This window comes from Rathayibacter sp. AY2B9 (genome assembly GCF_002931595.1).
In the GTDB taxonomy this organism is placed as follows: Bacteria; Actinomycetota; Actinomycetes; order Actinomycetales; family Microbacteriaceae; genus Rathayibacter.
In genome coordinates, this window is the sequence record NZ_PSUB01000001.1 from 162358 (window position 1) to 181838 (window position 19481).

The following is a 19481-nucleotide window of genomic DNA, read 5'->3' on the forward strand; positions in this document are numbered from 1 at the left end:
CCCCTCAGCCCCGCGCGACGAGCAGCACGTCGGGACGATCCCAGTTCTCGACGGTCTGCAGCACCCAGAAGATCCCGAAGAGGGCGAGCGCGACGGCCTCGCCGAGCAGGAGCCACTGCTCGCCGAGCAGCTCCGCTCCCCGCCCCGTGAGAAGCAGGAGCACCAGCGCCGCATCGACCGCGGCGATCAGCACCGCGAGAACGGCGTAGCAGCGGGAGTAGAAGCGCGGCGTCCCCGGCCCGCTCGCTCCCTCCTCGCGCACCGCGACGGCGTGCAGACCCGCGGTGACGGCGATGAGGAGGAAGAAGACGCCGGCGGCGGCGTAGTGGCCGAGCCGCAGGAACGACGGGAGCGTGCTCCAGGCCGCCAGAGCGATCAGGAGGGCGGCGGCGATCGCGGTGCGGACGAGCGCCCAGCGGTCGAGGACCCGGTCGAGGGCGAGCAGGATCACGGAGGCGACGAGGACGGCCGCGGCCGTGACCAGGTAGGCGGGCAGGGAGGCGGCGACCTCACCCGCGGCCGTCGCGGGAAGGCACGACGCCCCTCCCGCCGGGCACACCGCTCCCTGGAGGCGCTGCAGCTCCTCCGAGGCGAGGGGCACCGGCACGATCGCGATGACCGGCGACGTCATGCCCGCCAGCAGCAGGAGGAAGCGCCGCACGCTCCTCCCGGCGAGGACGACCAGCGCGACGCCGACCGCGAAGAGCGCCCCGGTGAAGAGGGAGCGGACCGGGGTGTAGTACGAGGCGCTGATCGAGCGCAGCGGGCCTCCGACGACGAGCTGGTGGACGAGGCCGGCCGTGAGGAGCACCACGGCCGCCACCAGGGAGAGGCGGACGTAGCGGTAGGTGCGGAGGGAGGAGACGGCGCCGCCCCCGCCCAGCGCGTCGCCGCGGGCCACCCGGCTACTCCGCGCGCAGGCCGGAGGAGGCGAGGGCGAAGTCGACGTCGATGCGGATCGCGACGCGGAGGGGGTTCGGGCGCGGGGTGCGGTAGCGCTGGGAGTAGAGCTCGACGGCGTGCTGCACGGCGTCCGGCTCCTCCTCGATCGTCGCCGGACCGCCCAGGCTCAGCCACCGGATGCCGTCGACCTGCCCGACCGTCGCGGTGCCGCCCCGCCGGACGTTGAGCACCTTCTGGCTCTCGCGGGAGGTGATGACGCGGACGACACCGTCCTCGTAGGTGAAGCCCACGGCGACCACGTGCAGGCGGCCCTGGCGGCCGGGGGTGGAGAGGGTGGCCAGGTGGCGCTCGGTGACGAAGGCGAGGCCGTCGGCGCTCAGGATGCTCATCCCGCGAGCGTAGCCGGAGGCGCCGACGCGCTCCTGGGGGCGGACCGCCGGTCAGCCCTCGAGGATCAGCGCCTCGCCCTGGCCGCCTCCGCCGCAGAGCGCGGCGACGCCGAGCCCGCCGCCCCGGCGACGGAGGGCCAGCGCCAGGTGCAGGGCCAGCCGTGCTCCGGAGGCGCCCACCGGGTGGCCGAGCGCGATCGCCCCGCCGTCGGGGTTGACCGCCTCGGGCTCGACGCCGAGATCGTCCGCCGACTGGAGGACGACGGAGGCGAACGCCTCGTTGATCTCGATCAGGTCCAGGTCGGACACCGCTGCACCGCGGCGGCCGAGCGCCCGGAGGATCGCCGCCGACGGCTGTGAATGCAGGGAGTTGTCCGGTCCGGCGACCTGCCCGTGCTCGGCGACGGTCGCGAGCCAGGGCAGTCCGCGCTCGCGGGCCCAGCCGCGGGACACGACGACCAGCGCGGCGGCGCCGTCCGTGATCGGGGACGAGCTGCCCGCCGTGATCGTGCCCTCGGGCGAGAACGCGGGGGCCAGCCGGGCGAGCGTCTCGACCGTGCTGTCCTCCCGGATCCCGTCGTCGGCGGACACGACGAGGTCCGGTCCGCGCCGCTGCGGAACCGCGACCGGCACGATCTCCTCGGCGAGCACGCCGGTGGACCGTGCTGCGGCGGCCCGCTGGTGCGAGAGCGCGGCGAAGGCGTCCTGGCGCTCGCGGCGGATGCCCCGTGCGGCGTTGCCGTCGTCGGTCACCCTCCCCATCAGGCGGCGGTCGAACGGATCGAGCAGGCCGTCGTGGAGGAGTGCGTCCTCGAGCGGACGCGGACCGACACCCAGGCCCGAGCGGGATCCGAGCAGGAGGTGCGGCGCGTTGGTCATCGACTCCTGCCCTCCGGCGACGACCACCTGCGCCTCGCCGAGCCGGATCATCCGCGCCGCGTCGATCACCGCGGTGAGACCCGACAGGCAGAGCTTGTTGATCGTGACCGCCGGGACGTCCCAGTCCAGGCCCGCGAGGACCGCGGCCTGCCGGGCGGGGCCCTGACCGGCTCCGGCCTGGATCACCTGGCCGAGCACGACCGCGTCGACGTCGGCCGCGGAGGCGCCCGAGCGCTCGAGAGCCCCTCGGATGGCAGCGGCGCCGAGCTCGACGCCCGAGAGCGGCGCGAAGGCTCCGGAGAAGCGGGCGAACGGGGTGCGGGCGCCCCCCAGGATCACGGGGGTGGTGTCGTCAGTGGACACGGGGACTCCTTCTCGACGGTGAGAGCGGGGGAAGCGGTGGGGAGACGGATGCCGGATGCCGGCCCGGGTCAGGGAACGAGCAGGATCTTCCCGCGGACGTGGCCGTCCTCGCTGAGCCGATGCGCCTCGGCGGCCTGCTCGAGCGGGAGGCGCGGACCGGTCGCGACCGCGAAGCGCCCCTCGCTCGCCAGCCGGGCGGCGAGCGGCACGCCCTCGCGGCGGAGGCGCTGCTCCTTTTCGGTCAGCGGCACGGGACTGCCGCCGCTCCAGGCCCGGATGCCCAGCTCTGCCGCACGAGGGCCGGCGACCACCGTTCCGACGTGCTGCGGATCCGCCACCAGCGCGAGCGAGGCGGCGAGCGCCTCGTCCGTCCCGGCCGCGTCGAGCACGCGGTCGACGCCCTCGGGCGCTGCGGCGCGCAGCCGCTCGAGCAGCCCGGGCCCGTAGGCGACCGGCACCGCTCCGAGCGCGCGCAGCGCCTCGTGGTTCGCCGGGCTCGCCGTGGCGATCACCCGGGCTCCGCGGTCGACGGCGAACTGGATCGCCGCCCGTCCTACCGCGCCGGCGCCCGCGTGGACCACGAACGTCGATCCCTCCGCGACGCCGAGCGAGACCACCGCCTGGTAGGCGGTGGAGACCGGGATGCCGAGCGCGGCCGCCTCCTCGAAGCCGAGTCCGTCGGGGAGCGGATCGAGGGAGTCGGGGGAGACCGCGACGGCGGTCGCGTAGGTGCCGGTGGCGCCGCTGACGATCACCCGGTCTCCGACGCTCCAACCGGTCACGCCCGGACCGACGGCGGAGACCACGCCGGAGCCGTCCGACCCGAGCCTCCGCGGACCGTCGAACGGCGGGCTCGGGCGCAGGCCGGAGCGCACCTTCCACTCGATCGGGTTCACGCCGGCCGCGCGGACGGCGACCACCACGGTGCCGGGCCCCGCCTCGGGCTCCGGCGCCTGGACGGTCTCGAGCACCTCGGGCCCGCCGATCCGCTCGTACTGCACGATCCTCGCCATGTCGTCCTCCTCCTCGCGGGCCACCGCCCGCTCCGGTCGCCTCAGTCCAGCAGACTCTCGCGCACCTGGCGGCGCAGCACCTTGCCGATCAGCGAGGTCGGCAGCTCGTCCACCGGGACGATCCGCTTGGGCACCTTGTAGGGCGTCAGGTGCAGCCGGCAGAAGTCGCGCAGCGCCTCCGGATCCACGGCCGTCCCGGCCCGCAGGACCACGGCCGCCGCGACGCTCTCGCCGCCGTCCTCGCGGGGGAGCCCGACGACGGCCGCGCGCGTCACGTCCGGGTGCGACTCCAGCACTCCCTCGACCTCGGAGGGGGAGACGTTGAAGCCGCCGGTGATGATGAGCTCCTTGGCCCGGTCGACGATCGTCACGAAGCCGTCGGCCGAGACGGTCGCGATGTCGCCCGTGCGCAGCCAGCCGCCGGGGAGGAGGGCCTCGGCCGTCTCCTCCGGCCGCTTCCAGTACCCCTGGAACACCTGCGGCCCCCGGAGCAGGAGCTCGCCGGACTCGCCCGGGCCGCGGTCGACCGACGGATCGGCGGGGTCGACGAGGCGGATCGTCGTGCTGGGGAACGGCACGCCCACGGTGCCGGGCCGGCGGGTCGGGCCGACCGGGTTCCCGAGGGCGACCGGCGAGCTCTCGGTCATGCCGTAGCCCTCGACCAGGAGTCCCCGGCTCGCGCGCTCCCAGCGGTCGACCGTCGCGACCGGCAGGCTCATCGCTCCCGAGATCGCGAAGCGGATGCCGCGCAGGTCGAGCTCGTGGCGCTCGGAGGCGCGGGCCAGCGCGTCGTACACGGGCGGCACCGCGGGGAGGAAGGTGGGCGGCGACGACTTCGCGGCCGCCTTCACGAGGCCGACGTCGAAGGTCGGGAACAGCACGACCTTCGCGCCGATGCTGATCGCGAAGGTCAGGCACAGCGTCAGACCGTAGGCGTGGAACAGGGGGAGCACCGCGTAGAACGTCTCGTCGCCCTCGCGCAGGCCCGGCACCCAGGCGCGGCCCTGCAGGGCGTTCGCACGGAGGTTCGCGTGCGAGAGGATCGCGCCCTTGGGCGTGCCGGTGGTGCCGCTCGTGTACTGCAGCAGGGCCGTGTCGCCGAGGACCGGGCGGGGGTGCGAGCGCGCGATGCGGCGGTTCTTCAGCAGCGACGCGAAGGGCACCAGGGAGCGGCTGCGGGGGGTCGCGGTGAGCTTCTCGCGTGACCGGCGCACCGACGGCAGGGGGAGCCGCAGCGCCAGGCGCTTGCCGAGCGGGAAGGAGCGGGTGAGGTCGACGGAGACGACGCGCTCGATGCCCAGGTCGGCGGGCATGGTCGCGACGACGTCGGCGATCTTGTCCCAGACGACCGCGAACCGGGCGCCGTGGTCCTCGAACTGCCGCCGCAGCTCGCGCGGCGTGTAGAGCGGGTTGTGCTCGACCACGATCGCTCCGAGGCGGAGAGCGGCGTAGAACGCCACCACGTGCTCCGGGCAGTTCGGGAGCACCAGCGCGACGCGGTCGCCGGCGCGCACGCCCAGGCGCCGCAGGCCCTCCGCCGCGCGCGCGACCTGCTCGCCGAGCTCGGCGTAGCTGGTCTCGGCGCCGAAGAACTCGAGCGCGGTGCCGCGGCGGTACCGCGCGACCGAGTCCTCGAGCAGGTCGACGAGGGTCTGGGTGGGAGGGTCGATCTCGGCGGGCACGCCCTCCGCGTAGGAGGTCAGCCACGGCTTCGTCGCCAGGTTCGAGGATCCGGAGGTCACGGGCCGAGTATCGGGCACCCGCCTCCGCACTTCCTCCGAGGCGCGCGGAGGGGGTGCCGCACCGGGCGCGGGAGCGGCAGGCTGGCGGCATGACCGCAGCCATCGACCTCCTCCGCGACGCCTTCGGCCGGGTGCACGAGAACGTGCACGCCGTCCTGGACGACAGCACCCCCGATCAGCTCGCGTTCCGCGCGGACGCCCGCTCGAACTCGCCCGCCTGGCTCGTCTGGCATCTCGTCCGGGTGCAGGACGACCACCTCGCCCCGCTCGCCGGCCACGAGCAGGTGTGGACGGCCGACGGCTTCCACGGCCGGTCCGGCCTGCCCTTCGGGCCCGACGAGACCGGCTACGGGCAGGAGCCGGCCGAGGTGGCGGCGCTCGCCGCGGTGCCGGCCGCGCTGCTCGCGGAGTACGCCGACGCCGTGCACCGGCAGACGCTCGCCCTCCTCGACACGCTCGGCGACGAGGACCTCGAGCGCGTCGTCGACGAGCAGTGGGATCCGCCGGTGACCCTCGGGGTGCGGCTGGTCTCGGTGATCGACGACGACACGCAGCACGTCGGCCAGGCCGCGTACGCGAAGGGTCTCGCCGAGCGCTCGGCGCGCTGAGCCCGGCCTCTACGCTGGCGGGATGCGCGCGCTCCGGACCCTGCCCGCGAGCGCGGTCCTCGCCCTCGCCACCGCGCTGACCCTCGTCGGCTCCTGGATCCCCTCCTACTGGAACGACGAGGCCGCGACCCTCCGCCTGGCGCGGCTCCCGGTGGGGGAGCTCCTCGCCTTCGTGCAGGAGAAGGACGCGGTGCACCTGGTCTACGGCCTGCTGATGCACGGCTGGATCGCGATCGCCGGGGAGTCGGAGCTCGCGGTGCGGGCGCCGTCCGCTCTCGCCACGGGAGCGGCGGCGGCGGGCGTCGTCGTCCTGCTGCGATCGTTCGACCGGCCCCGGGCGGCACTCCTCGCCGCCGCGGTGCTCGTGCTGCTCCCGCGGTCCTCGTTCTCGGGGACCGAGGCGCGATCCTCCGCTCTGGCCACCGCGCTCGTGGTGGGAGCGGCGGTCCTCGTCGTGCGGGCGGCCCGCTCCGGGGGCGCCCTGCGCTGGATGGCGTTCGCGGCCGTCGCAGGTCTGGCGGACGCCGTGTTCCTCTACTCCGTGCTGGTGCTGCCGGCTCTCGTCGCGCTCGCCGCGGCCGCGGCGCCCCGGGGTGCCGTGCGGGCTCTCCCGGCGAGCGCCCTCTCGGCACTGGGCGCCGTGCCGGTGCTGCTCCTCGCCGCAGGGCAGAGCGGCCAGGTCGGCTGGCTCCGCTCGCAGCCCGTGACCGCGTTCACCGTCCTGGTCGAGCCGTTCTTCGGATCCGCGTGGTGGCTGGCCGGGATCGCCGTCGCGCTCCTCGCGGTCGCCGCGGTGCGGGGCGGCCTGCGCGGGCCGCTCCTGCCGGCCCTCGTCCTCTGGACCGTGCTGCCGACCTCGGTGCTGGTGCTCGGGACCCTCCTCGTCGAGCCGATGTTCACCCCCCGCTACCTCGCGTCGAGCACGCCCGCCCTCGCGGTCCTCCTCGGCCTCGCGCTCGACTCGTTCAGGGCCCGGACGGGCGTCGCCCTCCTCGCCCTGATCGCGGTGGCCGCACTGCCGGTCCTGGTGCAGATGCGCACGGTCACCGGGAAGCCGGCCGGGCAGGACCTCCGCGGTCTGGCGGCCGCCGTCGAGGAGCGGGCCCGTCCGGGCGACGCCGTCCTCCTCGGCTCCTCCGGGACGGTCTCGCTCCGGCCCCGCCTGGCGCTCGCCGCCTACCCGGAGGCGTTCGCGGGCGTGGACGATGTCGCCATCGCCGCTCCGTACGGGACGACGGGGACGTACTCCGACGTGCTCCTGGAGGGCGAGGACCTGCTCGCCGCGCTCGCCGGGGAGGACCGGGTCTGGCAGGCGCTGCCGGAGGGCGAGGCGGACACGGTGCTCGCTGAGGCGGGGTTCGTCGCGCGCGAGCGGATCCGGGTGCCGACGACGGTGCTGACGCTGTGGGAGCGCCCGGAGGGCCGCTGATCCGGAGCGCTCGGGGCGTCGCAGCCCCGGAGTGGAGAGACGCCGGAGTGCCCGGAGCCCCGCCTACGGGGAGCCGCTACCCTTGTCCCCGGCGCCGTCGCAGAGCGGTGGCGTCCGCGGAGCGAGGACCGCGCCACCGAGAGGACCCGAACGTGACGTTGCCCGAGACCACCACCACCGCCATCGCGAAGCGGAAGGGGCGCGACGTCGCCCCCGAGATCGCGCGCTCCTGGTTGCTGGTGAACGCCACCCGCACCGAGACGTTCGACGCCGCGCACGCGTCCCGCGCCGACCAGATCGTCCTCGACATCGAGGACGCGGTCGACCCCAAGGCGAAGCCCGACGCGCGGACCGACGTCGCGGAGTGGCTGACCGGCGAGAAGCGCGCCTGGGTCCGCATCAACGACCACTCCACCCCGTTCTGGTCCGACGACGTCGACGCGCTGAAGGGCCTGCCCGGCCTCGCCGGCGTCATGCTCGCCAAGACCGAGGCCGCTGAGCACGTCACCGAGACCTTCGACCGCCTCGGCGGCTCCACCCCGGTGCTCGCCCTGGTCGAGTCCGCCCTCGGCATCGAGGAGGCGGTCTCGATCGCCCGCGCCCGCGGCACCTTCCGCCTCGCGTTCGGCAGCGGCGACTACCGCCGCGACACGGGCACCAGCGCCGACGACCTCGCGATGGCCTACCCGCGCTCGCGCCTGGTCGTCGCCTCGCGCATCGGCGACCTGCCCGGCCCGATCGACGGACCGACCGTCTCGAACAGCCACCCCGTGCTGCGCGAGCAGTCCGCGCTCACGGTCTCGCTCGGCCTCACCGGGAAGCTCTGCCTCGACACCGAGCAGCTCGCCGTGATCAACGAGGTCATCAGCCCGACGCCGTCGGACGTCGCCTGGGCCCGCGACTTCCTCGACGACTTCGAGGCCCGCGGCCGCGTCATCCGCGACGGCAGCGACCTGCCCCGGCTGGGCCGCGCCAAGAAGATCGACAAGCTGGCCACGGCGTTCGGCGTCAACCCGCTGTGATCCGTCGCGGGGAGGGCGCCTCCGCGGCACACTGAGGGAGCCGCGGAGACCCTCCCGCGCAGGACGGAGACTCCGATGGGCGCGGTCAGCACCTTCCTCTGGTTCGACGACGGCGCGGGGGAGGCGGCGCGCTTCTACACGGAGCTGGTGCCGAACTCGCGGATCACCGGAAGCCAGGTGCTGCCGGAGGGCTCCCCGTCGCCCGGCGAGGTGCGGTCGGTGACGTTCGAGCTCGACGGGCAGCGGTTCCAGGCGATCAACGCCGGGCCGCGGTTCCCGTTCACCGAGGCCGTCTCGATCGTCGTGACCGTCGGCGACCAGTCCGAGCTCGACCGGCTGTGGGACGCCCTGATCGCGGACGGCGGCGAGGAGAGCCGGTGCGGCTGGCTCCGCGACCGCTGGGGGCTGTCCTGGCAGATCGTGCCGGAGGTCCTCCCGCGTCTGCTCGGAGGCGCCGACCCCGAGGCGTCCGCGCGCGCGCTGCAGGCGATGCTCGCGATGAGCCGCCTCGACATCGCGGAGCTGGAGCGGGCCCATGCCGGCGCGTGACTCCGCCCGCCCGCGCCGCTCGACCTCGCTGCGGCGCGCGTACCTCCGCGACTACCGCTACGCCTACGGCTCGCGCTTCGTGCACCTGCGGGAGGGCTGGGACGTGTCGCGGTACGCGTCCGGCGACGGCGCTCCGGTGCTGCTCATCCCCGGGATCTACGAGACGTGGCAGTTCCTCCGGCCCATCGCCGAGAGGCTGCACGCGGCGGGCCATCCGATCCACGTGCTGCCCGCGCTCGGCTACAACACGCGGCCGATCGTCGCGTCGGCCGGACTCGGCCAGGACTACCTGCGCGAGCACGATCTGCGCGGAGTCGTCGTCGTCGCGCACAGCAAGGGCGGCCTGATCGGCAAGCACATGATGGTCGTCGACGACCGCGAGGACGGGCGGATCGAGCGCATGATCGCCGTCTCAACCCCGTTCAACGGCTCGTCGCTCGCACGGATCGCCCCGGCGCGGGCGCTCCGGGAGTTCGCACCCCACCGCCCGCTGATCCGAACCCTGCTGGCTGAGCGCGAGGCCGACGCGCGCATCACGTCGATCTACGGGATGCGCGACCAGTACATCCCCGGAGGGAGCCGCCTCGCCGGGGCGCACGAGAACATCGCGGTCTCGGTGGTCGGCCACTTCGCGCTGCTCTCGAGCCCGAAGGTGCTCGACCTCATCGCGGCCCGGGTCTGAGGCCGGACGGGATCCGCTGGGCTCGCCGCCCACGTGAGGCGCCTGCCGTGCGGCGCGACCGCGACCGGAGGACGGCCGCCTCAGCGACGGGCCGAGCCGCCCGCCGCGCTCAGGACCAGGGAGTGAGCAGCACGAGCGGGATCTGCCGCTCGGTCTTCGTCTGGTACTCGGCGTAGTCCGGCCACGCGGCGACCGCGCGCTCCCACCAGGCCGCGCGCAGATCGCCCTCGAGCACGCTCGCGGAGTAGTCCTTCTTCACGGGCCCGTCCTGCAGCTCGACGTGCGGCTCCTTGAGCATGTTGCCGTACCAGACGGGGTGCTCGGGCGCGCCGCCCTTGGACGCGACGACCACGTACTCGCCCTCGTGCTCGACGCGCATCAGCGCGGTCTTGCGGAGCTTCCCGCTCTTCGAGCCGACGGTGGTCAGGACGATGATGGGGCGGCCGCGGAGGAGGTTCCCCTCGGCTCCGCCGGTCCGCTCGTAGAGCTCCGCCTGCTCGCGGGCCCACTCGGACGTGCTGGGTTCGTACTCTCCGGTCAGCGGCATGCCTCCGATCGTACGGCCGCGGCGGCCCCGGTGGCCGACCCGTGTGCAGGAGGATGGAGCGGTGTTCTCCGCAGACCCGTTCGACCGAGCCCGTATCGCCCTCCTGCGCGACGACCTGATCCGCGCCCGCTACGGCGTGGACGCCGTGCGGGGGCTCTGGGGCGACGAAGCGGCGGAGGCGCTGCACCGCGGCGACCGGGTCCCCGCCCGCCGCGCCCTCGAGCGCAGCGGCGACCACGACGCGCTGGCCACCCTCGCCCGCCTGTTCCTCCTGGCCGATCCCGTCTCGGCCGACGACGCGGACGAGGCGTTCGGCGCTCTCGCGCTGGAGGGGGCGGTGGAGCTCGGCCTGGTGCGCGTCGAGGCCGGAGCCGTCGTCACCGCGGCCCTCGACCTGCGCCCCTACGACGTGGTCGACCAGCGCGGCGCGGCCTCCTGGTGGATCGCCTCCGACCTCGGGGAGCTCGCCCTCGGCCGCGCGCTCGACGAGGACCACGTGCTCGGCGTCGGCGGCGCGAGCCTCACGCTGACCGGCCTGATGATCCAGCGACCCGTCGGCCGCGTGCTCGACCTGGGGACCGGCTGCGGGATCCAGGCGCTGCACGCCTCCCGCCACGCCGAGCAGGTGGTCGCCACCGACATCTCCGAGCGCGCGCTCGCGCTCGCCTCCTTCACCGCGGCGCTCAACGGGATCGAGAACATCGAGTTCCGCCTCGGCAGCCTCTACGAGCCGGTCGCGGGGGAGCGCTTCGACCACATCGTCACGAACCCGCCGTTCGTCATCACGCCGCGAGCCGAGGGCGTCCCCTCCTACGAGTACCGCGACGGCGGGCTGGAGGGCGACGAGATCGTGCGCCGCGTCATCCTCGGAGCAGCCGAGCACCTGGTGCCCGGCGGTGTCGCGCAGCTCCTGGGGAACTGGGAGTACCGGGAGGGCGCGGACGCCTTCGACCGGATCGCGGACTGGCTCGCCGACGCCCGCAGCCCACTGGAGCAGGCGCTCGAGGCGGGGCCCGAGGGGCTCGACGCCTGGATGGGCGGGACCGCCTCTCCTCTGGACGTCTGGGTCGTGGAGCGCGAGCGTCAGGATCCGGCGGTCTACGCCGAGACCTGGATCCGGGACGGCGGCACGACCCGCGGCCCCGCGTTCGACGCGCTGGTCGACGCCTGGCTGACCGACTTCGAGCGGCGCGGGGTGACCGGCGTCGGCTTCGGCTACGTCACGCTCCGCCTGCCCGAGCAGCCCCGCCCGCCGATCCGCCGCCTCGAGCGCATCACCACGCCGATGGCGACCGCGGGCCTGGGCGGCCACCTCGCCGCCTGCCTCGACGCGGCCGAGGCCCTCGCGTCGATCGACGATCGCGCTCTGGCGGGTCTCGCCCTGGTCGTCGCCGGAGACGTCACGGAGGAGCGGCACTACTGGCCGGGCAACGACGATCCGACGGTGCTGCGGCTGCGCCAGGGCGGCGGCTTCGCCCGGGTCGAGGAGGTCGACACGGCGCTCGCCGCCGTGGTCGGCGCCTGCGACGGCGAGCTCTCGGTGGCGGCGATCGCGGCGGCGGTCGCCTCGCTCCTCCAGGTCGAGGAGGAGGCGGTGTCCGACTCGGTGCTGCCGCGGGTGCGCGAGCTGGTGGCGACGGGGCTGCTGCGGCTGCCCCAGGGGGAACGCGGCTAGAAGAGGGTGGCGGAGTCCTCGACGGGGGGCGCAGCGGCCGCGGCAGGCACGGCGGCGGCCGTCGGCCATCCGGGTCCGGCGTCGACGGGCTGCCGGCGCTGGTAGGCGGTCGCGGCGCTCCGGGCGCGGACGTCGGCGGCCTCGTTCATCCGGTGGTTGGCGTGCCCCTTCACCCACTCGAAGGTGACGGCTCGGCCCTGCAGCTCCTCGTCGAGCGCCTTGATGATCTCGACGTTCATCACCGGCTTGCCGTCGGCCTTGCGCCAGCCCTTCCGCTTCCAGCCCGGCAGCCACTCGGTGCAGGCCTTGATGGCGTACTGGCTGTCGCAGAGGATGTGCAGCGGCTCCTCCTCCTGCGCGGTCGCGCGCAGCAGCTCGAGCACCGCGGTGAGCTCGCCGATGTTGTTCGTGCCGTGCGACCAGCCGCCCGCGGCCCAGCGCTCGTCGTCGACGTACCAGGCCCAGCCGGCGGGGCCGGGGTTGCCCAGTGCGGACCCGTCTGCGGCGGCGATGATGCTCACGTGCGTCTCTCCTCGTGCTCTCGGTGCTCACGCCGGTGCGGCGCCCTCCGAGGGTAGTCGGCGGGCGGGGCGGTCCGCGGCGCGCGGCGCGGAGTCAGGCGGAGGAGGAGCGGCGCGCGATCGTCACGCGCGTCGAGTACGGCATCGCGACGGTCCCGCTCCCGCCCGACTCCTCGTCCACCACGGCGTCGACCGCCGCGAGGACCGCGGCGCGCTCCTCCTCGGGCATCGCGATGACGGAGCTGCGGGACGCGAACATGTCCCGCACCCCGGCTCGGTCCAGCTCGAAGGACCACTCGAAGGCCGCGAACGCCACCCGCTCGAGAGCGGAGCCGAGCGGCGGCCGGAGCGTCTCGAAGCGCTCGGCGGTGGAGGCTCCGGCGACCTCGCCGAGCCGGCGCACCCAGGGGACCGACTCGTCGCGGATGTTCCACACCAGCGCGAGCACGCCCTCCGGCACCAGGACGCGGGCGACTTCGGCTCCCGCGCGCTCGGCGTCGACCCAGTGCCACGACTGCGCGGCGGTGACGAGCTCCGCGGAGGCGTCCGCGGCGGGGATCGCCTCGGCCGTCCCCTCCTCGGGGCGGACCCCCGGCAGATTCGAGGCGAGACGCGCGAGCATCTCCGCGTCGGGCTCGACCGCGGTCACGGCGAGGCCGCGGGACGCGAGCGACGCGGTGAACTTGCCCGTTCCCGCGCCGAGGTCCACGGCGCGCAGCCGATCGGAGGCGTCGGCTCCCGCCGCGCGGGCCCGCTCCGGGACGAAGGCGCCCGCCACCCGCGCGGGGGCGTGCCCCACGATCCAGTCGACGGCGTCGTCGGGGTAGCCGGGCCGCCCGCGGTCGTAGGCGTCGACCGCGCTGCCGAAGGAGCGTCCGAGGCCGCTCATCGCTTCTCCGCCGCTCGCGCGAGCACGTCCACCGCGTAGCCGTAGCCGGCGATGCCCGCGCCGACGATCACGGCGATCGCGACGTCCGAGAGGTAGGAGTGCTGCCGGAACGGCTCGCGCCGGTGCACGTTGCTCACGTGCACCTCGACCATCGGCAGCTCGGTCGCGAGGACGGCGTCGCGGATCGCGATCGACGTGTGCGTGAACGCCCCGGCGTTGAGCACCACTCCCGAGACGGAGCCGCGAGCCGCGTGCAGCCGGTCGACGATCGCGCCCTCCGAGCTGCTCTGGAAGGTCTCGACCGTGAAGCCGTGCCGCTCGGCCGCCTCCGCCGCCAGCGCCTCGGCGTCGGCGAGGGTGTCCGAGCCGTAGAGCTCGGGCTCGCGGGTGCCGAGCAGGTTCAGGTTCGGGCCGTTGAGGACGAGGATCGGCAGCTTCACGCTCCGACCCTAGCGCCGGCCGTCCCCGCGAGCGGGAGCGGCGGCAGCGCCGCGCGCAGGAGGATCAGCTCGCGCGCATGGGCGTCCAGATGCCGGTCCTCCTCGGTCCGCAGCTCGAGAGGCGGGACCGGCTCGGCCGCCCCGTCGGCGCCCCGCACCACGAAGACGCTCCGGCACTGCGTGGTCAGCTCCAGCTCGCCGGTCCGCGGGTCCCCGGAGCGCACGTGCACCGCCAGGTGCATGCTCCGGGCGCTCGTGTGGATGAGGCGCGCCTCCACCTCGACGAGATGCCCGATGCGCACCGGACGGTAGAAGTGGATCCCCCCGGAGTAGACGGCCACAGAGTCGCGGCCGGTCCAGCGCTGCGCGACCGCGTCGGCCGCCTCGTCGATCCAGCGCATCACGATCCCGCCGTGGGCGTTGCCGCCCCAGTTGACGTCTCCCGGTGCCGCGAGGAAGCGGAACACGATCCGCGGACCGGTGCCCTCCTCGGTGTACTCCTGGGCGCGCATCACGTCGTGCAGCCTCCGGCGGCCCTCGATGCGCGCGGCGGCGCCCTCGGCGAGGGACAGGTCCTCGATCGAGCGGGGCCGCCACTCCGGGACCGACCGCGGCCTCTTCTCGTCGTCGACGGCCACGAACACGAGGAGGCAGTGCGTGGCGTCCTCGTAGAGGCCGGTCCGCGGATCCGCCTGCGCGACCTGCACCAGCACGTGCATGCTCGTGCGCCCGGTGTGGATGACGCGGGCGGTCGCCTCGATCAGGTTGCCGACCGAGATGGGCCGGGTGAAGTGGACGTTGCCGACGTACGCCGTCACGCAGTAGCCGCCGCTCCAGCCCACGGCGCAGGCGTAGCCGGCCTTGTCGATCCACTCGAGGACGCGGCCGGCCTGGGCGCTGCGGCCGTCGGCGGTGGCGTCCTGCGGGGCGGCGAGGAAGCGGAGCGTGATGCGGTCGGTCATGGTGCCCGTCGACGTGGGAGCGGAAGGGGGGAGTGGACCCGCGGGGGTGCGAGGAAAGGGGGATGATCCGCCCGCGGGCCACAGGGGTGTCCGGCAGGAGCCGGCTCGGTCAGGGGGATCAGGCCGCCAGCGGCAGCTTCTCGGCGAGGAGCCGGAGCCGCAGGGCCTGGAGCTCGGCGGTCAGCTCGGGCGGCAGCCGGTCGCCGAACCGCGTGAAGAACTCCTCCGTGAGCGCGCACTCCTCCAGCCACGCCTCCACCGGGACGGAGAACAGCTCCTCCTTCTGGGCCGCGGAGAGCCGGAGCCCGTGCGTGTCGATCGCGACCGGCAGGTCGCCGAGGGGGCTCCGCCGGGCCTCCGCCAGCCCCTCCAGGCGGCGGACGAGCCACTGCAGCACCCGCGCGTTCTCGCCGAAGCCGGGCCAGAGGAACTCGCCGTCCGCGTCCTTCCGGAACCAGTTGACCTGGAACACCGCCGGCGCCGCATCGCCGAGCTCAGCGCCGATCGCGAGCCAGTGCGCGAAGTAGTCGGCCATGTTGTAGCCGCAGAAGGGGAGCATCGCGAACGGATCGCGGCGCAGCTCCCCGACCGTGCCCTCCGCGGCCGCGGTCTTCTCGGAGGCGACGGTCGCACCCAGGAAGACGCCGTGCTGCCACGAGGTGGCCTGCGTGACCAGCGGGACGTTGCTCGCCCGTCGGCCACCGAAGACGATCGCGTCCAGCGGCACGCCCTCGTGGGCGTCCCAGTCGGCGGAGAGCGACGGGCACTGCGCGGCCGGCGCGGTGAAGCGGGAGTTGGGGTGCGCGGCGGGCGTGCCGGACGCCGGCGTCCACGGCTGCCCGCGCCAGTCGGTCAGCCGCTCCGGGACCTCGTCGGTCAGGCCCTCCCACCACACGTCGCCGTCCTCGCGGAGCGCGACGTTGGTGAAGATCGTGTTGCCCCAGAGCGTCTGCACGGCGTTCGGGTTCGAGGTCTCCCCGGTGCCGGGAGCGACGCCGAAGAAGCCCGTCTCGGGGTTCATCGCCCAGAGGCGTCCATCCTCCCCGCGGCGCATCCAGGTGATGTCGTCGCCCAGCGTCTCGACCCGCCAGCCGGGGATCGCGGGCTGCATCATCGCGAGGTTGGTCTTGCCGCACGCGCTCGGGAAGGCGGCGGCGACGTGGTAGCGCCGTCCCTCGGGCGAGACGATGCGGATCAGCAGCATGTGCTCGGCGAGCCAGCCCTCCTCGCGCCCCATCGCCGAGGCGATGCGCAGGGCGAAGCACTTCTTCGCCAGCAGGGCGTTGCCGCCGTAGCCGGAGCCGTACGAGACGATCTCGCGCGTCTCCGGGAACTGGGTGATGTACTTCACGGGGCTGCACGGCCAGGCGACGTCCTCGCGGGTGACGCCGTCCGCGTCGCGGAGGGGCAGCCCCACGGTGTGCACGCCGCGGACGAACGGGGTCTCCTCGGTGAAGGCGGCCAGCGGCTCGGAGCCCACGCGCGCCATGATCCGCAGGTTCAGCACCGCGTAGGCCGAGTCGGTGACCTGGACGCCCAGCTGCGAGAGCGGACCGCCGACGGGCCCCATCGAGAACGGGACGACGTACATCGTCCGTCCGCGCATCGCTCCGTCGAGGAGGGGAGCGAGCTCGGCCCTCATCGCGGCGGGCTCGCGCCAGTTGTTGGTCGGTCCCGCGTCGGCCTCGTCGGTCGTGCAGATGAAGGTGCGGTCCTCGACCCGGGCGACGTCGTCCGGGTCGGTGCGGGCCAGGAACGAGCCGGGCCGCCACTCCGGATTGAGCGGGAGGAGCATGCCGGAGGCGACGAGCCGCTCGGTGAGGCGGTACCACTCCGCGGGGGAGCCGTCGCTCCACTCGATCGCGTCGGGCTGGAGGATCGCGGCGGTCTCGCGCACCCAGCGGCGGAGGGCGAGGGGCGCCGGCGGCACGACGGGCGCGGGGACGGACGTCGGCGCGGTCATGGTGCTCGGCTCGAGTCGGACGGTGTTGCTGTAGATGCTCATGCTGGCTCCGCTTTCGGTGGTCGTCGTCGACGGGGGTGGGGAGTCGCCGGCCGCAGCCGGGAAGAGGCCGGCTGGGCCGGGAGGGGCGCTCAGTGGCGCCTGAAGCCAGGATGGAGGAGGATCAGGAGGTATTCCCGGCGCTCAGGCGGTCAAGAAACCGCCTTTTTGCGCTTCCGTCACAACCGACCGCTGGAGCTCGCCGTGACCGATCCCTCGACACCCGCCCCGGGCTCCGACGCCGTGCTGCTCGGGCAGCGCCTGCGCCACTTCCGCACCCGGCGCGGACTGACCCTCGGGCAGCTCGCCGAGCGCGTCGACGTGTCGGGGAGCCAGCTCTCGCTGATCGAGACGGGCCGCCGCGAGCCGCGCCTCTCCCTCCTGCAGCGCCTCGCGGCCGCGCTCGGCGTCGAGCTGGCGGCGCTGCTCTCGGACGAGCCGCCGAGCGAGCGGGCCGCGCTGGAGATCGAGCTGGCGCGCGTGCAGAAGGGGTCGCTGTACCGCTCGCTCGGCCTGCCCGAGTTCAAGGTCAACAAGGGGCTGAGCACGCCCGTGCTGGAGGCGTTCCTCGGCGTCTACCGCGAGCTCGCACGGCGCCGGAGCGAGGCGAGTGCCACACCGGAGGAGGCGCGCCGGGCCAACACCGCCCAGCGGCTCCAGCTGCGCGAGCGCAGCTCCTACCTGCCCGAGATCGAGGAGGTGGCGGGCGAGATGCTCCGCACCGTCGGGCACCGCGGAGGAGCACTGACCCACAGCTCCGTCTCGAAGATGGCCCGGCACCTCGGCTTCGAGATCATCCACGTCGGCGACCTGCCGCACTCCGCCCGCTCGGTGATCGACCTCGCGAACGGCAGGATCTACCTCCCGCCCGCCTCGATCCCCGGGGGCCACGGCCTGCGGGCGCTGGCGCTGCAGGCGATGGCGCACCGCCTCCTCGGGCACGAGCGGCCGGTGACCTACGCCGACTTCCTCCGCCAGCGCCTCGAGATCAACTACTTCGCCGCCGCGTGCCTGATGCCGCTGGAGCCGGCGGTCGCGTTCCTCCAGGAGGCGAAGCGCGAGCGGGACATCTCGGTGGAGGACTTCCGCGACGGCTTCGGCGTCACCCACGAGGCCGCCGCCCTGCGCTTCACGAACCTGCTCACCTCGCACCTCGACATCCGGATGCACTTCCTGCGGGTGCTGGGAGACGGCTCGATCCAGAAGGCCTACGAGAACGACGGGCTGCCGCTGCCGACCGACGTCACCGGGGCCGTCGAGGGCCAGGTGGTCTGCCGCTACTGGTCGGCGCGCTCCGCGTTCACCCGGACCAACCGGACGACGGAGTACTACCAGTACGTCGACACCCCGGCGGGGACCTTCTGGTCGGCGTCGCAGACCGGCACGACCGCCACCGAGGAGTTCTCGATCACCGTGGGCGTCCCGTTCGCCGAGGCCCGTTTCTTCCGAGGCCGCGACACCGACCGCCGCGAGCTCTCCCGCTGCCCCGACGAGTCCTGCTGCCGACGCGCCCCGTCGGAGCTCGCCGCGCGCTGGGACGGCAACGCCTGGCCGAGCGCGCGCCTGCACGCGCACGTGCTCGCGCCGCTCCCGTCGGGGACCTTCCCGGGCATCGACGACGCCGAGGTCTACGAGTTCCTCGACGCGCACGCCCGCGAGTCCTGACCGCTCCCGCGAGACGCCGCTCCGGTGCGCCTGTGTCGGCGTGCCGCGTACCCGAGCGGCGTCCCGCGGAGGGGGCGGGAGGCGTCAGTCCGAGATGAGGGCGCGGGCCGTTCCCTCGTCGAGGATGAGGTCGGTGATGAGGCCGGCCGCCAGGGCGCCGCGCAGGCCCGGCAGCTTCGAGGCGCCCGAGACGACGCAGATCCGGCGCGACGCGCGGCGCACGGTGGAGAGGTCCGGACCGCTTGCACGTTCGTTCATGGGGATGTCGTCCCAGCTGCCGTCGGACCGGTAGAACACCGTCGCGACGTCGCCGACGACCCCGGAGCCGCTGAGCGAGGTGAAGTCGCTCGGCTCCAGGTAGCCGCCGATGTAGACCTTCGAGGGGACCGCCGCGAACGGCGACCCGAGCCCGAACAGCGCCACGTCCATCCGCTGCTGCAGCTCCAGGACCCGTCGGGTGGAGCGCTCGCGCCACACCGCCTGCTTGGTGGTCGGGTCGTCGAAGAACGCCGGCACCGGGAACTGCTGGACCTTCGCCGCGTAGGCGTCACCGAAGCGGCGGAGGATCTCGCTCGAGTAGTTGATGCCCGTGGTCTCGGTGTTGCCGGCGCCGTTCAGCTGCACGATCTGCGTGTTGTGCGTCTCCTTGGCGATCAGGTGGCGGCTGATCGCGCTCATCGTGGAGCCCCAGGCGATGCCGACGATCATGTTCGAGTCGATGAACTGCCCGAGGATCCTCGCTGCGGACAGGGCGACCCGCTCGAGCCGGTCGATCTCGCTGGTGTGGTCCGGCACCGGCACGATGTGCGCCGTGATGTCGAAGTGGGACCGCACCTCGGCCGAGAGGGCGCTCGCCCGGTCGAGGGGGGAGCGGATCTGGATGTCGACCAGGCCGGTCGCGCGGGCGTGCGAGAGCAGGCGCGAGACGGAGGAGCGCGACGTGTGCAGCTCGTGCGCGATCGCGTCCATCGTCAGATCCTGCATGTAGTACAGCTGGGCCGCACGCAGCGCGTCCCGCGTCTTGTCGGGATGGGTCGCGTGGGTCGTCTCGTCGAGTTCGACGACCGGTCTCACCGGGGTCATAGCGCTCCCTGCACGGATTTCCACCCGTCTTGACCGGATGTGTTGTCGGGTCAAGGATGGCTGTATTCCTCCGCGAAATCAATCGGTCATCTCCCCGGTGCACGCTGGTGCGGAGGCC

General features: G+C 74.1%; 19 protein-coding genes. 7 read left to right on the forward strand and 12 right to left on the reverse strand.

The window, feature by feature from the left end; all coding sequences use genetic code 11:
- Nucleotides 1–4: 4 nt before the first annotated feature.
- From C5C25_RS00880 to C5C25_RS00900, 5 genes are all read right to left on the reverse strand, one after another.
- The gene (locus tag C5C25_RS00880; RefSeq protein WP_104249461.1) at nt 5–901 is read right to left on the reverse strand and encodes a hypothetical protein; all 897 of its coding nucleotides are present in this window, start codon (nt 899–901) and stop codon (nt 5–7) included.
- A gap of 4 nt (nt 902–905) precedes the next feature.
- Complete coding sequence (locus C5C25_RS00885) at nt 906–1292, reverse strand: pyridoxamine 5'-phosphate oxidase family protein (protein ID WP_104223212.1); 387 nt, start codon at nt 1290–1292, stop codon at nt 906–908.
- 51 nt (nt 1293–1343) lie between these two features.
- Nucleotides 1344–2534 (reverse strand): acetyl-CoA C-acyltransferase, encoded by a 1191-nt coding sequence (locus C5C25_RS00890; RefSeq protein ID WP_104249462.1) that lies wholly within the window; start codon nt 2532–2534, stop codon nt 1344–1346.
- A 68-nt stretch (nt 2535–2602) separates the two neighbouring features.
- Nucleotides 2603–3547, reverse strand: a complete 945-nt coding sequence (locus C5C25_RS00895) for an NADP-dependent oxidoreductase (RefSeq protein WP_104249644.1) — start codon at nt 3545–3547, stop codon at nt 2603–2605.
- Nucleotides 3548–3588: 41 nt separating this feature from the next.
- Nucleotides 3589–5289 (reverse strand): long-chain-fatty-acid--CoA ligase, encoded by a 1701-nt coding sequence (locus tag C5C25_RS00900; protein ID WP_104246706.1) that lies wholly within the window; start codon nt 5287–5289, stop codon nt 3589–3591.
- 89 nt (nt 5290–5378) lie between these two features.
- Between C5C25_RS00900 and C5C25_RS00905 the strand changes: the two genes are divergently transcribed.
- The 5 genes from C5C25_RS00905 (at nt 5379) to C5C25_RS00925 (ending at nt 9579) form a co-directional block, all read left to right on the forward strand.
- On the forward strand, nt 5379–5897 hold the full coding sequence (locus tag C5C25_RS00905) for a DinB family protein (protein ID WP_104249463.1): 519 nt from the start codon (nt 5379–5381) through the stop codon (nt 5895–5897).
- Nucleotides 5898–5919: 22 nt separating this feature from the next.
- The gene (locus C5C25_RS00910) at nt 5920–7326 is read left to right on the forward strand and encodes a glycosyltransferase family 39 protein (RefSeq protein WP_104249464.1); all 1407 of its coding nucleotides are present in this window, start codon (nt 5920–5922) and stop codon (nt 7324–7326) included.
- A gap of 158 nt (nt 7327–7484) precedes the next feature.
- Complete coding sequence (locus C5C25_RS00915; RefSeq protein WP_208543400.1) at nt 7485–8348, forward strand: CoA ester lyase; 864 nt, start codon at nt 7485–7487, stop codon at nt 8346–8348.
- Between the two features lie 75 nt (nt 8349–8423).
- Nucleotides 8424–8897 (forward strand): VOC family protein, encoded by a 474-nt coding sequence (locus C5C25_RS00920; RefSeq protein ID WP_104249465.1) that lies wholly within the window; start codon nt 8424–8426, stop codon nt 8895–8897.
- Complete coding sequence (locus C5C25_RS00925; protein WP_104249466.1) at nt 8884–9579, forward strand: triacylglycerol lipase; 696 nt, start codon at nt 8884–8886, stop codon at nt 9577–9579. The genes C5C25_RS00920 and C5C25_RS00925 overlap by 14 nt, the downstream gene beginning before the upstream one ends.
- Nucleotides 9580–9688: 109 nt before the next feature.
- Here C5C25_RS00925 and C5C25_RS00930 read toward each other — a convergent pair whose 3' ends face one another.
- Nucleotides 9689–10126 carry a nitroreductase family deazaflavin-dependent oxidoreductase gene (locus C5C25_RS00930; RefSeq protein ID WP_104249467.1) on the reverse strand — a complete coding sequence of 146 codons (438 nt, stop codon included), beginning with the start codon at nt 10124–10126 and terminating at the stop codon, nt 9689–9691.
- Between the two features lie 61 nt (nt 10127–10187).
- On the opposite strand from C5C25_RS00930, the gene C5C25_RS00935 reads away from it, so the two are divergent.
- Nucleotides 10188–11801: a methyltransferase gene (locus C5C25_RS00935; protein WP_258069308.1), complete on the forward strand. Its 1614-nt coding sequence runs from the start codon at nt 10188–10190 to the stop codon at nt 11799–11801.
- Here the strand turns inward: C5C25_RS00935 and C5C25_RS00940 are convergent.
- The 5 genes from C5C25_RS00940 to C5C25_RS00960 form a co-directional block, all read right to left on the reverse strand.
- Nucleotides 11798–12322, reverse strand: a complete 525-nt coding sequence (locus C5C25_RS00940; RefSeq protein ID WP_104232847.1) for a ribonuclease H — start codon at nt 12320–12322, stop codon at nt 11798–11800. The genes C5C25_RS00935 and C5C25_RS00940 overlap by 4 nt on opposite strands.
- Before the next feature lie 94 nt (nt 12323–12416).
- Entirely contained in the window at nt 12417–13211 is a 795-nt protein-coding gene (locus C5C25_RS00945) for a class I SAM-dependent methyltransferase (RefSeq protein ID WP_104249469.1), read from the reverse strand.
- The gene (aroQ, locus tag C5C25_RS00950; RefSeq protein WP_104223201.1) at nt 13208–13651 is read right to left on the reverse strand and encodes a type II 3-dehydroquinate dehydratase; all 444 of its coding nucleotides are present in this window, start codon (nt 13649–13651) and stop codon (nt 13208–13210) included. Before aroQ ends, C5C25_RS00945 begins: the two co-directional genes overlap by 4 nt.
- Entirely contained in the window at nt 13648–14613 is a 966-nt protein-coding gene (locus C5C25_RS00955; RefSeq protein ID WP_104249470.1) for an acyl-CoA thioesterase, read from the reverse strand. Before C5C25_RS00955 ends, aroQ begins: the two co-directional genes overlap by 4 nt.
- A gap of 118 nt (nt 14614–14731) precedes the next feature.
- Complete coding sequence (locus tag C5C25_RS00960) at nt 14732–16576, reverse strand: phosphoenolpyruvate carboxykinase (GTP) (RefSeq protein ID WP_104249645.1); 1845 nt, start codon at nt 16574–16576, stop codon at nt 14732–14734.
- A 243-nt stretch (nt 16577–16819) separates the two neighbouring features.
- Here C5C25_RS00960 and C5C25_RS00965 point away from each other — a divergent pair, with 243 nt between their 5' ends.
- Entirely contained in the window at nt 16820–18280 is a 1461-nt protein-coding gene (locus C5C25_RS00965) for a helix-turn-helix domain-containing protein (RefSeq protein WP_104223199.1), read from the forward strand.
- 84 nt (nt 18281–18364) lie between these two features.
- Here the strand turns inward: C5C25_RS00965 and C5C25_RS00970 are convergent, their stop codons facing one another.
- Nucleotides 18365–19363, reverse strand: a complete 999-nt coding sequence (locus C5C25_RS00970; RefSeq protein ID WP_104223198.1) for a sugar-binding transcriptional regulator — start codon at nt 19361–19363, stop codon at nt 18365–18367.
- Nucleotides 19364–19481: the final 118 nt, after the last annotated feature.

Bases quoted from the DNA above. Each gene is read 5' to 3' on its own strand.
- C5C25_RS00970 (WP_104223198.1), bottom strand. From the start codon at position 19,363: ATGACCCCGGTGAGACCGGTCGTCGAACTCGACGAGACGACCCACGCG.
- C5C25_RS00945 (WP_104249469.1), bottom strand. From the start codon at position 13,211: ATGAGCGGCCTCGGACGCTCCTTCGGCAGCGCGGTCGACGCCTACGAC.
- C5C25_RS00885 (WP_104223212.1), bottom strand. From the start codon at position 1,292: ATGAGCATCCTGAGCGCCGACGGCCTCGCCTTCGTCACCGAGCGCCAC.
- C5C25_RS00955 (WP_104249470.1), bottom strand. From the start codon at position 14,613: ATGACCGACCGCATCACGCTCCGCTTCCTCGCCGCCCCGCAGGACGCC.
- C5C25_RS00920 (WP_104249465.1), top strand. From the start codon at position 8,424: ATGGGCGCGGTCAGCACCTTCCTCTGGTTCGACGACGGCGCGGGGGAG.
- C5C25_RS00895 (WP_104249644.1), bottom strand. From the start codon at position 3,547: ATGGCGAGGATCGTGCAGTACGAGCGGATCGGCGGGCCCGAGGTGCTC.
- C5C25_RS00925 (WP_104249466.1), top strand. From the start codon at position 8,884: ATGCCGGCGCGTGACTCCGCCCGCCCGCGCCGCTCGACCTCGCTGCGG.
- C5C25_RS00960 (WP_104249645.1), bottom strand. From the start codon at position 16,576: ATGACCGCGCCGACGTCCGTCCCCGCGCCCGTCGTGCCGCCGGCGCCC.
- C5C25_RS00910 (WP_104249464.1), top strand. From the start codon at position 5,920: ATGCGCGCGCTCCGGACCCTGCCCGCGAGCGCGGTCCTCGCCCTCGCC.
- C5C25_RS00905 (WP_104249463.1), top strand. From the start codon at position 5,379: ATGACCGCAGCCATCGACCTCCTCCGCGACGCCTTCGGCCGGGTGCAC.
- C5C25_RS00930 (WP_104249467.1), bottom strand. From the start codon at position 10,126: ATGCCGCTGACCGGAGAGTACGAACCCAGCACGTCCGAGTGGGCCCGC.